This is a genomic window from Chloroflexota bacterium, from assembly GCA_016875875.1.
GTDB lineage: Bacteria > Chloroflexota > Dehalococcoidia > GIF9 > UBA5629 > 9FT-COMBO-48-23.
Genome location: VGOP01000015.1, coordinates 1 through 13,773, shown reverse-complemented (window position 1 = coordinate 13,773; position 13,773 = coordinate 1). Strand labels below are relative to the sequence as shown.

At 52.0% G+C, this 13,773-nt stretch carries 13 protein-coding genes; 4 read left to right on the top strand and 9 right to left on the bottom strand.

Features of this window, described 5'->3' with window-relative positions:
• Positions 1–101 precede the first annotated feature (101 nt).
• Positions 102–824, top strand: a complete 723-nt coding sequence (locus FJ023_09335) for a hypothetical protein (protein ID MBM4447523.1) — start codon at positions 102–104, stop codon at positions 822–824.
• A 45-nt stretch (positions 825–869) separates the two neighbouring features.
• Here FJ023_09335 and FJ023_09330 read toward each other — a convergent pair whose 3' ends face one another.
• The gene (locus FJ023_09330) at positions 870–2,270 is read right to left on the bottom strand and encodes an NAD(P)/FAD-dependent oxidoreductase (protein MBM4447522.1); all 1,401 of its coding nucleotides are present in this window, start codon (positions 2,268–2,270) and stop codon (positions 870–872) included.
• Between the two features lie 115 nt (positions 2,271–2,385).
• Complete coding sequence (meaB, locus tag FJ023_09325) at positions 2,386–3,369, bottom strand: methylmalonyl Co-A mutase-associated GTPase MeaB (protein MBM4447521.1); 984 nt, start codon at positions 3,367–3,369, stop codon at positions 2,386–2,388.
• Between the two features lie 142 nt (positions 3,370–3,511).
• Between meaB and FJ023_09320 the strand changes: the two genes are divergently transcribed.
• Positions 3,512–4,219, top strand: a complete 708-nt coding sequence (locus FJ023_09320; protein ID MBM4447520.1) for a response regulator transcription factor — start codon at positions 3,512–3,514, stop codon at positions 4,217–4,219.
• 83 nt (positions 4,220–4,302) lie between these two features.
• Here FJ023_09320 and FJ023_09315 read toward each other — a convergent pair whose 3' ends face one another.
• The 7 genes from FJ023_09315 to FJ023_09285 all read right to left on the bottom strand — a co-directional run bounded on the left by FJ023_09315 (position 4,303) and on the right by FJ023_09285 (position 10,940).
• Entirely contained in the window at positions 4,303–5,634 is a 1,332-nt protein-coding gene (locus FJ023_09315; GenBank protein ID MBM4447519.1) for a hypothetical protein, read from the bottom strand.
• A gap of 138 nt (positions 5,635–5,772) precedes the next feature.
• Positions 5,773–6,180 carry a hypothetical protein gene (locus FJ023_09310; protein MBM4447518.1) on the bottom strand — a complete coding sequence of 136 codons (408 nt, stop codon included), beginning with the start codon at positions 6,178–6,180 and terminating at the stop codon, positions 5,773–5,775.
• A gap of 115 nt (positions 6,181–6,295) precedes the next feature.
• Positions 6,296–8,056: a hypothetical protein gene (locus FJ023_09305; protein MBM4447517.1), complete on the bottom strand. Its 1,761-nt coding sequence runs from the start codon at positions 8,054–8,056 to the stop codon at positions 6,296–6,298.
• Between the two features lie 453 nt (positions 8,057–8,509).
• Positions 8,510–9,007, bottom strand: coding sequence for a hypothetical protein (locus FJ023_09300; protein ID MBM4447516.1), 498 nt, complete (start codon positions 9,005–9,007; stop codon positions 8,510–8,512).
• Positions 8,997–9,734, bottom strand: a complete 738-nt coding sequence (locus FJ023_09295; protein ID MBM4447515.1) for a hypothetical protein — start codon at positions 9,732–9,734, stop codon at positions 8,997–8,999. Before FJ023_09295 ends, FJ023_09300 begins: the two co-directional genes overlap by 11 nt.
• 139 nt (positions 9,735–9,873) lie before the next feature.
• On the bottom strand, positions 9,874–10,215 hold the full coding sequence (locus tag FJ023_09290; GenBank protein MBM4447514.1) for a hypothetical protein: 342 nt from the start codon (positions 10,213–10,215) through the stop codon (positions 9,874–9,876).
• A 119-nt stretch (positions 10,216–10,334) separates the two neighbouring features.
• A complete protein-coding gene (locus tag FJ023_09285; protein ID MBM4447513.1) occupies positions 10,335–10,940 on the bottom strand; it encodes a hypothetical protein in 606 nt (201 codons plus the stop codon).
• A 69-nt stretch (positions 10,941–11,009) separates the two neighbouring features.
• Between FJ023_09285 and FJ023_09280 the strand changes: the two genes are divergently transcribed.
• Positions 11,010–11,189 (top strand): hypothetical protein, encoded by a 180-nt coding sequence (locus FJ023_09280; protein MBM4447512.1) that lies wholly within the window; start codon positions 11,010–11,012, stop codon positions 11,187–11,189.
• A gap of 185 nt (positions 11,190–11,374) precedes the next feature.
• Complete coding sequence (locus FJ023_09275) at positions 11,375–12,610, top strand: hypothetical protein (protein MBM4447511.1); 1,236 nt, start codon at positions 11,375–11,377, stop codon at positions 12,608–12,610.
• Positions 12,611–13,773 lie beyond the last annotated feature (1,163 nt).

Below are 13,773 nucleotides of genomic sequence, written 5' to 3'. Positions count from 1 at the left end.
CAGACCGGTTTCGTGCTCTCTCTCAATTGAGACCTATTGACGACAACCAGCTAAGAGTTCCCTAATTTTAATTCCTTGATAAACTTTATGAGGAGGGCTAAATGCTGCTAGCTGACATTGCTCTAGTGATAGGTGCTTACCTTCTGGGCTCGCTGCCCTACATGAGTCTTTTGGGTCGAGCCAAAGGAGTTGACTTATCTAAAGAAGAAGACCTGCACATTGCACTGTGGCACAAGGTAGGTCGCCTTGAAGGTTTATCTGGAGTAATTGTCGATATCCTGAAAGGAGTTATTCCCATCGTCATCGGCTTCGTCTTTGATTTCCCTCTGGCTGTGACCGCTGCAGCCGGCGTAGCTGCAGTTATCGGACAGATGTGGCCTGTATTCCGAAAGTTCGATGGTGAAAAAGGCAACACTGCTGGTGCAGGAATGCTCCTCACCTTGACCGTGTGTCTTAGCATGACTGAGTCCTCCCATGCTTACTGGGTCCTCATCATCGCCGCTGTCCCTGCGCTAACAGGTTTCTTCATCAGAACGATGCCTCGCTTTATGGCTTCTGGCCAGACAATGAGTGAACGCTTCATGATGGGTGGGCCAGTGAGCAACAGCCTGCCACTGGGCATGATCATTACTTTTGCTATAGCCCCGCTGGCCTCATGGCTCCTAATCCAGCCTGCGGAGATGACTCTCGGGCTCTTAGCCGTCTTCATTGCCATTGTAGTGCGCCGCCTCACTGCTAGGCTTGGCCCCGACCTCAAGACAGCTACCACAAGCGTCAGAAGTATACTGATTAACCGCCTTCTCTACGACCGGAGCTACCTGTAAGAATACTTACCGTGGGATTTATCGAGCAATTGCCTCAGGCAATATCTATTTGCCCAGCCGTCTCAATATCTCCCTGGCGACCACCACACCACAAGCCGAGGCCTGGATTAACCCACGACTAACACCAGCACCATCGCCAGCAGCGAACATATTGCCGATTTCTGTCTCCAGGCACGGGCTTAGCTCTAGCTGGCTGGAATAAAATTTGACCTCAACACCATATAGCAGAGTATGCCTAGATGCCACCCCGGGGGCCAGTTTGTCCATCGCTTGAAGCATCTCCACTATCCCTTTAAGATGGCGAAACGGGAGAGCAAAGCTCAAGTCTCCCGGTGTTGCCGCTTTTAAGGTAGGCTCAACAATGCTATGCTTAATGCGCTCTGGCGTTGAGCGACGCCCCTCCATCAAGTCGCCAAAACGTTGTACCAACACACCACCGCTGAGGAGATTAGCCAGCCGCGCCAGATATTTTCCATAAGCGATAGGCTCACGAAACGGCTCAGTAAAAGTAGTGCTCACCAGAATAGCAAAATTGGTATTCCCGGTTTTGCGTTCCGCGTAGCTATTGCCATTGACTGTAATCACCGGGTCAGCACCACCTGTGGCTTCCATAATAACTTCACCGCCGGGACACATGCAGAATGTCCTTATCCGGTCACCAAAACTGCGGGAAAAGAATTCGAGTTTTGATTCATATAATACTGAGGTCAACTCTTCAAGCACCGGTGCCGGAACTTCCACCCTGACACCAACATCTATGGGGTTAGACTTCAAGCTTAGCTTGAGTCGGCTGGCTTCCTTCGTCAGCCAGTCTGCCCCTTCTCTGCCTGGTGCCAAAACCAGATAGCGGCACTTCAAGTGTTCGCCCTGGTCCGTTTCCACCCCAGCCACCACTCCATTATCAACCGTGATGCTAGCCGCCACCTCCCCCAACCTCACCTCCACACCACGGACAATAAAATCCCGCATAGCCTTAAGCACCTGGCGGGACCGTTCCGTCCCGATATGACGCAGCCTCACCGGAACTAACCTTAATTCCGCCAGAATTGCCCGCCGCCCTAATTCATCCACCTCCTCACCAACACCGTAAATCCTATCGGTAGCACCAAACTTGAGGTAAAGGTCATCCACATAGTCAATAAGCTCCTGCATCTGGCCATCGCCCAACAATTCACCTAATCGACCGCCCACCACTGAGGACAAAGTCAACTTGCCATCGCTAAAGGCTCCGGCTCCGCCCAATCCGCTAACCAGGTGACACGGCGAGCACGACACACAGCTCTTGCCCGTCTCTTGCAGGGGACACCTTCGGGCATCAATGTCTTTGCCCTTTTCCAGAAGCAATATTTTGACTTCGTTGTCTTGGCATAGCTCTAAGGCAGCAAACATGCCTGCCGGACCACCACCAACAATTATGACATCATACTTACTGACTTTTTTGGCCATTTTTATTCCACCATAAATTTCGTGTTGTTTTCATGAGGCCTGCGGCATAAATATAGAAGCAGACCTGAAAGGTCTGCCCACTGCTCACCACATCCTCCAACCACCTCGTCTTCTCCTAATCGCTGGGATGCCTTTCTGCCAGCTGCCGCGACCAGCTAGCCAGCAAAGTCCCCGGCCGGAGAATTTCATCAGCCGCGGAATAGGGATCAATATCACCAGCTTCGACCATCGCCATGTGTCGGCTCAACTCCTCGTCTCGTTCCACCAATTTCAAAAGCTCATCAGAAACTCTACGCTCCACTATTTCCAGAAATTCCCGCCGCCGCTGTTCCTGGCGCCGCTGTGACAATCGCCCGGTTTCTTCTAACGCTTGGCGATTTTTTTCGATCTGTCCGTAAAGTTCCTCGATGCCGACATTATTGATAGCTTCAGTGGCTATCACCGGCACCTGCCACCAAGTTTCCTCAGAACGAAGGTGGACCATCATACCCAGTTCAGCCACCAGATTATCAGCCCCAGGACGGTCAGCCTTATTTACCGCAAAGATATCAGCAATCTCAAACAAGCCTGCCTTCATCGTCTGAATTGTATCACCTGCCTCAGGAACCAAGACCACCACCACAGTATCTACGTTTTGCATAACGTCCAGCTCAGTCTGTCCCACCCCTACCGTCTCCACCAAAACGAAGTCTTTACCGAAGGCACCCATCAACTTAATCACACCGCCACTAGTCCGCGGCAAACCTCCGTGACTACCACGCGTCGCCATACTCCGAATGAAAACTCCCTGATCAAGGTAATGCTGCTGCATCCTTATCCTATCACCAAGGACAGCACCACCGGTAAATGGACTGGTAGGGTCAGCGGCAATTATACCCACCGTGAAACCACGCTGCCGTATCACTGCCGTCAACCGGTCCACCATGGTGCTCTTACCTGACCCCGGCGGTCCAGTTATGCCTATACAATAAGTTTTACCCAAATGAGGGTAGACCTGCTTCATTATTCGTGGTACATCAGCACCGTCTCTTTCCACTCTTGTAATCAACCGTGCTAAAGCCAACACGTTTCCGGCCAGCATCTCTTCAACTAGCTCCATATCAAAAACTATCCTTTCAGGTTCTGCAGCAAATACATGCAACATTCTATAAATTAGCCACCATTACGTCAAGGAACAACTGATTGACATTGACATATTGGTTTGCTACACTGAACATAAGATGCCCACAGAAAGGTGATTAATGGCCGAAAAGCAGCCGAAGATAAAGGTACTAATAGCCGACCAGCAGCCCTTATTCCGCCAGGGTGTGCACTCCACTCTAAATCAAATAGCTGACATAGATATTTGCGGCGACATTGGTTCCAGCAAAGAGCTTATGTCAGCGATAAGCAACTTGTACCCCGATGTCGTTCTCCTCGACATCGAGATGTCCAACAACGACGGCATGGACCTAGCCAAGGCCATTAAGCAGCTATTACCCAGCGTGGCAGTAATACTTTTCTCACCCCAACCCAACGATGAAGAGCTCTTTCAGGCAATTAAATCCCGGGTAGCTGGCTATCTAAGGCGTGATGTCTCCTCAACTGAGCTGGTGACGACAATCCGCAAAGCTGCCGCTGGCAAACACCCCATAAACGATACTCTTTTTGCACGGCCTCAAGCTGCCCAACAAGTGCTGCAGCAGTTCCAGGACTTCTCATGGGGAAAAGGCATCGAATCCTTCGTTTCTCCACTGACCCCCCGGGAGACCGAAATCCTCACCTATATGGCCCAGGGTTACTTCAACAAGCAAATAGCGCTTGAACTTAACATCAGCGAACAAACCATCAAGAACCACATAACTTCCATCCTGCGCAAACTGGATGCCAATGCCCGCACCCAGACAGTGATCACCGCCCTAAAGCGAGGCTTCATCACCCTGGACAAGGAAGTTAGGCAACATTCGTAGCCAAAAGCCGCCTGGACAAGACACTTGAGGCATTACCGGCCCGTAACCATCAGAGAGACACTAACGCTTTCAACACCAAGGCTTTAGGGTGCTCCTAGTATGAGTTTGTGGTGGTAGCGGGCTTGCCTGGGGTTATACTCGAACCTCAGCCCGACTACACGGTATTGCGCGTTAGACTGGTTGGCTTGCTTATCGGTTACCTGCACTGTATCAAACAGCTCCTGGCCGCAGTTGGGCGGGATTAGTATGAGCGCCATCTTTCCAGTGAGTCTCATCTTGGATAAGACAGCGCTGGCCATGCTCCCTGCCTGGGCGGTGGTGGGGATGGCTAGCTCTTGCCTAAAATCTAGCCTCTGGCCAACAAGTGCCGACTCTGCGGTGGTATGGGCTTCTCCGTAGACCGGCATGCCGTAGACGTCTCTGCCGATAACAAAGGCTCGGTTGATGTCTGGCGTCTCGGTGCTGTACAGGGCGTCCAGGATAACATGCCAAACATATTTGAGCAGCGTGGGCCCCCCTACAGTTTCGGCTGAGGGGATGGTAACGGGGACTATGATGCCGAAGACGCCGATTGATGGGATGCCAACTACTTCTGCCGAAGGTATGGTTGACGGGACCAGAAACTGAAGCAGCTTAATTACAGATGGACTTCCGACCGCCTCGGCTGAGGGAATGGTTACAGGGATAAGGAACTGGCGAAGGTTCAAGATGGTGGGACTGCCAACTACCTCTGCCGAAGGTATGGTTGACGGGACCAGAAACTGAAGCAGCTTAATTACAGATGGACTTCCGACCACCTCGGCTGATGGGATGGTGGCAGGCTGTATATAAGTCCCAGCTAGCTCAACAATGGGGCTGCCAACGGCTTCCTGTGAGGCTATAGTTGACGGCTTGAGGATAAAGATTAGCTTGGGCTGGCCTACAACTTCGGCTGAGGGGATGGTTGATAGGCTTAGGACGAGAACACCATAGCCTTGGGCGTTCATGTACCAGGTGTTGGATTCTAAGAGGTTGGTGGGGTCATCTGGCCACACCCAGGTGGAGTAGGTGATGGTCTTGTATTTACATACGACTCCGGTGGTGGGGTATGTGTAAGAAATTGAGGAGTCGCCTGCGGCGGTTGCTATCCAATAGACGGTGTCTTTGGTGACCGAGGCCTCGGATTCAAGGGTGATGGTGTTCCAACCGGCGACAATGGCGGTGCTGGTGTCCTGCTTGGCTAGGCATGTGCCGGGGCTGCCGTTGTTGTTGGCATAGAGAGCAACCTTGACATAACCGTTAGTGTATCCATATACACGTATCTGGCTGACCCTGCCTGTGCCTTCGGCTGTCCACTTATCCCACCAAGCATAATTTGCTGATGCTCCACTGTAGTTAACGATGCTTGAAGGACCTATGAGTTTAGCTGTTGCCATTTAGTCGCTTCGCTCCTTTTATTTCTGGGCGCACCTAAAGGTACGCCCCTACATGCCCCCTATTCCCAAGATTACGGCGATTTCACCCCTCACTTTGGGCTGAGATTGCCACGCTTGGCTGGCAATGACAGGTGGAGATTACAGTTTGAAGATTTTAGTGGCATCGCTAGGCCACTGTATGGTAATGTCGCCGCCGTTGGGGGTGCAGGGCAAGCCGGTAGCCGTGTCTATGAGGGCTATCAGCCGAGATGTGCTTTCAACCCCGGTGTCCTTATAGATAACGATATACTCGAACTGGTCTCCCGAGACGCTAGCGATGGTGACGTCGTCAGCGTCGGCTACACCGGCGGTCTTGGTCTTGTTTGCCAGGTTACCGCTGGTGGCGACCCTGGCGGCCGAGGGAATGTCATCAAGGTTATCGTGGGTGGCGAGGTTGGGGGTGTAATCAGCACCATCGACGAGGACACACTTGATGTTGTCGGTGTCCCAATCAATGCTCCCATCCAGAAAGCCTTCTCTGCCTTTGTCGTAAAGTGCGTTAGCCATGTTGTCCTCCTTTCTGCGGACAAGCCTAAAGGCATGTCCCTACGTTATCTGTCCTCCTTTATTTTATGTCAACTTTCTGCGGACAAGCCTAAAGGCATGTCCCTACATTTTTATGTCATGCTGTTGGGAACTTATATTTATAGACTGCTGTGTCCGTATCCTGGGGATGGACGATATAGGCGTCCAGGCCGAAAAAGAAAATTACATCTGGTACCATGCCTAGTAGCTGCCTTAAGACCGATGCTGCGCTCTCTCCCGATGCCACTTCGAGCTTGGGGTATAGGCTGGTGATAAGGCTGCTCCGGGATTTATAGGACAGCGTGCCGCCTACAGCCTGGATTACCTTCTCAATTAGCTGATAACAGGTAAAGCCGTCTGAGGTGACGTTCCACTCCACGGGCTTGTTGAACTGGTAGCGCTCTAAATAACCCCAGGCGTCAATGCAGCGTATGATAAAGCTGGAGATGTTGGGGTCTCTTTTGTAGTCCATAGCCTCGATGAAATACCTGGAAGCCTCTGAGAGCTGGTCTCCGGAGGGGGTTTTGTAACCGATGTGCAGGTTTACCCTGCTGCCTCTCTTGACCACGGCCAGGTCTCCGGTGCCGGGGCTGTTATAAGTGCCTTTGGAGTTGTCCAGCTCCACCACCAGCTCCGACTGCTGTTCCGGGTCTACGGCCTCGGCGATCCTGGCGATTTTAGCTACGGGGATGGTGATTTTATCGCCAGCTCCTGAGCCTGGGGTGGGGGGAGTCCATGAGCCAGGGCACGGGGTCCGCCAGACCTCGTTAGGCTGCGTTGCCCAGATGTATTCGCTGTTGGGGTCGGCGGCTAAAGCCATGCCTCGGGAGGCAGAAGTCTCAATGAAACTGGCTTTATTCCAGTTGTAGTCAATGAAGTCCGTGCCCGGCTTTAGTCTGAATATCCAGGGCTGGTTCTGGCGGGCTAGGGATAACAACGGCCTGGAGCAAGATGTGGGGGGCTTTACCAAGAAGGGGCCGGAGACGTCTAAGGTCTCGCCGGCTAGGGCTTCATATACCGCGGCATGCCTCTCCCAGTAGGTGGAGGCGGTTCTCGGCTCCCAGGGGCCGAAGGGCTGCATCCTGCGAAAGCCTACCGGCCAACCGACCTTGAACTGCCTTAACCTCACCTGTGCGGCAACGTCTACTCTGGCTCTGCCTAAGCCTATCTTGGCGTCCGTAGCCCACTGGCCAGCGGTTACTTTGTAGCCGTCCCCATGAACTATGCGGACGACAGAGATATAGCTGCCTTCCTGAATTAGGGCGATGATATTCCAGTCGCCGTCGTAGTACATAGTTAAATCCACAATCTCGGCGTCATAGTAGTCTCGCTGGCCTAAGCCGGTGCTCCATGTACCGCCTGTACGCTTCTGGATATACAGGCTCATGGGGTCGTTGACATCTGAGGCGTGAACGATGGCGCAGTCGCCGTTGGGCTTATAGGCTATGGCTACGCCCCGCTCACAGGGTCGGGCGTTGGCCATCTCAACCCAGCTCGCCCAGGTAGCGCCGTAATCTGATGACTGCCGGCGGTAGAGATAGGCGGCAGACATCGAGGCCACCATGACGTTAGCTCCTAATGAGGCGATGGCGACTTTAGCATTGGACGGGACTCCACCGAAGGAACTGCCCCACTGGGAGTAGTCGCTGGTTGGTCCGGGGCTGGTGACTCGGGAGAGGTACAGGTTAGTGCCTGACTTTCTGATTCTGACCAGGCTGCCGTCTCCGGGGATGGTTACGCCGTGGCTGTCCTTGGTCTCGCTGCCTGAGTAGAAGCGCTGCCAACCGAAGGCTTCCCACTGGACACCACCTGCAGGGTTAGCCTCGGGGTGGCCGTAAGCCTGTACCTCGAGCTTCACCAGGGGCTTCCTGGTTGGCTGCTTCTGTTCTTCGAGTAGGGCGTCGGTTAAAGTTCTCATGGCGAGTCAAAAATCAAATATCAAAAACCAAAATGACAAATTAAAAGTTAAAAGTTGTCCCCCTCTTCCATTCTGGAAGGGCAGGTGAGTGTTTTCTTGCTGCATATAGTACTATGGATTCCTAGTACTATTTTCCTACTAGCAATCATGCCGCCTTTATGTTATACTTCCTTAAATTGAATGGGCGGAGGCGTGCATCGCAAGTCCAATCTACTATGAGATGACGGCTGCGTTCTACTCTTTTCGGGGGAACAAGATAGAACAGGAGGCAAAATGTTAAGTAGAAACCTAATAGTAGAACTTATTGCCCTCGCAGTCTTGCTGGTGATGTTGGCGACTATTGTCATATTCCCCCCCTTCAATTAAGCCTGAAGGCAAATCGCCGCTCATTATCTACAACCTTATTTCTGCTTTCCAGCCGCTTTTAGTTCCCAGTGGCCAGATTTCTCCGGTTTGCGGTTCGATTTCGTATTTGTTTTCCGCGCACTGGAAAACGTTCCAGGCGTGACGGCCGGCTGGGGTTTTACCCCAAACTTCCCAGATGGCGTTGGAGAGACCCTTCTGCCGGCAATAAGCGGCGAAGCACTTAGCAAAATCGTCGCAATCAAAGCCCATGTGAGTCTCTGTGTTGCTTTTGTAGGGTGGACATGCACTCCTGGCTTTGTAACACCATTCAGCCCAAACCTCTGGGTCGGCTGGAAAGTGATACCAGTCGTCCTCATAGCCGAAGTTTCGGATTCCAAGCCGGCTAAAATCCCGCATGACATCGGCTTGGTACATGACAGTCCTACCTCCGCCGCCTCCATGAGCTTCATCTTTGCCGAAAATACTCTTAAGCAGCTGGATAATGGCACTCAGTAGCTTTTCCATAGCGCTTAACTCACTGGCCATACTTAAGCACTTCCTCGGCCAGAGCACCGACATTTATCAAAGAGTCGTTGTTGGCAACGCGGGCTTTCCAGTCAATGCCGGAGTCGGCCAGTCTGTGGACGGAATCTCGAAAACGAATGGTCTTGGCCAGGTCGAGCTGCGAGGCGTAGTACTCCGGGCCGGGACGCCGGCACTCGCCTGGCTTAGGCTTGGACAACTCATTAACATAGGCATTGGCCTCGTATGCCAGGGTCACCAGATAATCCCAATAGTCCTGCGCCTGTTTAATGTCGGTGCAGGTGGTTACCCGCCCTTTGTCTTTGGCCATGTAGTATAGCGTGGCCGGGTTTACCTCAGTGTATCTCAGGTCGGTATCATTGAGGACTCTTTCATGGAAGGTCTTGACATCAAAGGGTTCGGGCGAGAGCTGGTCTATAGGCTGGATTTCTGGCTGTGATTGCGCTGGCTGGGCTACGGCTATATTTCTGGGGATATTGACTCCATTGGCCATAACAACGCCTGCCTGCGCTTGTACGGCTGCGGTATTGGTTTTCTCCCTCTGGATGTCCCTAGTCCCTTCCATGATCAGGTAGATAATTCCCGAGAGGACCATAGCCACCATGGGGATAAACTCCATCAGCTCGTTCTGCATATCAGGCCTGACTCCAAAGATGTCAAGCAGAGCAATAATGGCGGTGGTGATAAAGACGCTGTACTTCTTTTTGCCGACTAAAAATTTGTTTAACATTGTTCCTCTCCTTTTGTTTAAATTTATGTCAACCTGCTGCGGACAAGCCTAAAGGCATGTCCCTACGTTATCTGTCTTCCTTTATTTTATGTCAACCTGCTGCGGACAAGCCTAAAGGCATGTCCCTACGTTATTTGATTCATTCGACCATGGTGGCCAGGGTATCGGGCACCGGCTTACCGTTTTCCGTGTAATGCCTGGCCAGGTGCCTAGCGGCATCAAGTATCTGCTGGTCAGTGGCTCCGACACGCCTGCCTCTGAACCCGCCAGGGCTTAGGGCGGCCACGGCTGCCGACAAATGCTCCCAATCAGTGGTTCTATAGTGGCCTATCTTTCCCTTGATGGCTCGGAAGATGGCCTTGGTGTGGTGCGGTAACTTCCACGTCTCCGGGTCTTCCTTGTCGCCGACGATGGCGAACGCCTGCCAGGGAAGCCCCGCTTTGGTCTTAGGTAGGCCTTGTTCAATTTTTGAATTTCCCATTAGTGTCTCCTCTCAAAAGAAGTTAAAAACCAAACATCAAAATGCAAAATGACAAATCAAAAGTTAAAATTTTTTGCACTTTGAGTTGTACCTTTGCCTTTTTATCTTTGATATTTGATTTATTCTGTGTCGTCTCCTTGATAGAGCTGGCTTATGTTGAGCTTTCTGCCTCTGCCGAAGCGTTTAAGCTGAGATGCGAACTCTTTGAGCACGGCATTGCCCCAGGACTGGTAATCGGTATCGGCTCTGTCCCCGCCAAAGCCGGCAGCATCAACGCGGTATTGCGCCTGAGACAGCACGGCATGGGCAGCAGCCCCCAAGGCAAGCACGTCCTCAAGATAGCTGGGGACTGTGCTGGTGCTTCCATCCAGGGTGTGAACCTTACCCCAGTAGATATAGCAGTTCTCGCCGTCCCCCTCGGCGTCTCCGGTGAGTGTGACGGTGTCCTGATAAACGGTAAAGCGCTGGAACTGCCTGGGGGTCTCCCCTACTGGGAACTCCACGCGGTCAACCGAGACTCTATCGGTCAAGCTGGATATGTCTATCACCCGGCTGCCGTCAACGGTGGCGATGGTAGCTTTCATTTCCCTGGGAGCGTAACGGGACAGCTCGGCTAGCGCTCTGGCTATAGCTCGGTCTATCTCATTGTCCTGCCAGCGATAGTTGGAATTGTCCTCGTCTTTGAGGTCTCGCCTGACCAGGGTTCGCATGGTGCTTAAGTCCATTTCTCTGCTCCTTTTCGGACAGACCTGAAGGTCTGTCCCTACAAGGTTTTAACTGTAGCCCTGTCCGAAGTGGACGGGCGGACAGACCTGAAGGTCTGTCCCTACAAGGTTTTAACTGTAGCCCTGTCCGAGGTGGATGGGCGGACAGACCTGAAGGTCTGTCCCTACAAGGTTTTAACTGTAGCCCTGTCCGAGGTGGACGGGCGGACAGACCTGAAGGTCTGTCCCTACAAGGTTTTAACCTCGTGACCTCGACCTTAAAAGGTCGAGGCTACAGGGGGATGGAAGGGTCGAAGCTGGATTAGCTATGTGAACTTGACAAGGCTCAGGCAGGGCGGTATACAATTTAAGGCATGAAATTCATGGGTTATCTTGGCCTGATTTTAGTGCTGACCCTGGCGCTGGTACCAACCGCAGTCAAAGCCGACGGCTGAGTGGGGAATGCTTGTACCCCTACAGTTGTGGGGGAATCAAAAGACTCAGGTAAAGTTGGCTCCACGGCAACGATAGCCATAGATGCCGGTTCCCAGATTGTGGTGGGTACAGATGGACGCTATGAGGTTCGGTGGAGCAACAAGCCCATTGGTGGTGAGGCTACTGACTATATTGTCTTAATTGACGACAAAGCCCCCCCAAACAGCACCAAGGTAACAGTCAGTTTCACTGTACCTGAGGCTGCCTACGGTACCAACTATGTCCAGTTTTACCGCCACGCCCGCCCCGAAGACCCCTACGGCTTCAGCTTCATGGTGCTGCCGGACATCAAGGTGAGCCCATCATCAGCCTCTCCTGGCTCTAAAGTCACCATCAACGGCACAGGCTTCCCCGCCAAAGAAGAGGGGAATTTGAGCTTCGATGGCAAAGACACCAAGCTTACCATAAGCGTCAACGAAAAGGGCAGCTTTGAAACCGACTTCACCCTCCCCAATACCATCGCCGGCAAGCACGAGCTCAAGGCTGGCATGAAACTCCAGACTATCGCAGATATCAGCACCAGCTTCCAAGTCCAACCGGCAATAGCTCTTAACCCCGAATCCCCCGAGATCGGCGGGGAGGTAACAGTGACCGGCTGCGGCTTTGCCGCCACCAGCCAGGTCTCCATCAAATTCGATGATGTCACCATATCTAGCTCGCCAACTACCGACGACATGGGCAACTTCACCCATAGCTTCAAGGTGCCAGAAAGCTCCAAAACCAACCACGTAGTTGTGGCTACTGACAAGGGAGGCAACACCGCCACCTTCGGCCTGACTCTGGAAAGCGATGCGCCTGAGTCACCGAGCACCATCTCACCACTTCAAGAGAGATACGGCATGCTGGGTCCACAGCTTGTCATCTTCACCTGGACCGAGGTCTCTGACCCCAGCGGCGTTATCTATATTTTGGAGATAGATAACGACCTCCAATTCTTCCCCCTGGCACCAGGGATGAGGAAGACGGGCTTGACCAAGCCCAGTTGTGCTGTCAGATTGGAGCCCGGCACTTACTATTGGCGAGTCAAGGCGATAGATGGTGCCGGCAACGAAAGCGACTGGACCCTGTCACCCTACCCCTTCAAAGTCGGCCTTTTCTCCGCCTTGTACCTGGCCCTCGGCGGCATCGTTTTCGTCATCGCCTTCGTCTTCATCGTCCGCGCCTTCTTCCGCCGCGTCCGCGAATACTACAAGTAAACACCACCTACACACCCAGCCCACAAATCCCAAATTACAAATCACAAATCCTAAACAATATCTAAACTCAAATTCTCAAAATCAAAAACTTTTGCTGTTCTGGTCATTTGTTTTTGGTGCTTGGGATTTAGAATTTCTCAAAAATGTAGGGACAGGGCTTTAGCCCTGTCCGAGGTGGAGGGGCGGACAGACCTGAAGGTCTGTCCCTACAAGGTTTTAACTGTAGCCCTGTCCGAGGTGGACGGGCGGACAGACCTGAAGGTCTGTCCCTACGAGGTTTTAACCTACAAGTAAATCCGCCTCATCCCACCCCCAAACCCCACACAAACCAAAGATTAAAGATTAAAAGTCAAAAATCAAGCGGAGGGGCGGACAGACCTGAAGGTCTGTCCCTACAAGGTTGTCCGAGGTGGATGGGCGGACAGACCTGAAGGTCTGTCCCTACAAGGCGGACGAGCTACGGGAGCAGCCAAAAGTATGACCCGGCTCATACTTTTGGCCAATGTAAAATCAGCCATAATTACGATACAGGTGTGGAGGAATGTAGCCACGAGGCTACATGTTTAAATATCAAATCCCAAGCACCAAATCTCAAACGAATTCAAAGCACCAAATACCAAACAAATTCAAAATACAAAATTCTAATGACCCAAACATAGAAAAGTTTTGGATTTTGAGAATTTGAGTTTAAATATTGTTTAGGATTTGTGATTTGTAATTTGGGATTTGTGGGCTGGGTGTGTAGGTGGTGCTTACAGGGGGGTATTTAAAAAGGTGGCGGTTACACTTGGATTTTTGATTTTTACGTTTGATTTCTAGGCTTTTGGGGTCTTGACAGGCATGGTAAAATAGTACTATGGCAAGGTATTACCTTGCCGGTTGAGCTATCTATATGGAAAGGAGGTGATGAGAATGGGAGCAGGCCGAGGCGGGTTCACACCGTCCGAGGCAAGCGGAGGACCGTCCTGACTCCGGGACATAAAGCCCAAAACCAGAAAAAGTTGTTTCTGGATTACATGTGGAGTAGCCCGAAAAGGCGGGCTGTAAAAATACCTAATACTCAAAAAGTGAATACTTTCCCCGTAAGGGTCCCAAAACCGGAGGCGGAAAGGTCGAAAAATTCTGCCGACGGTCTCTGAAGAGAAATCTTCAGAGTTTACAAA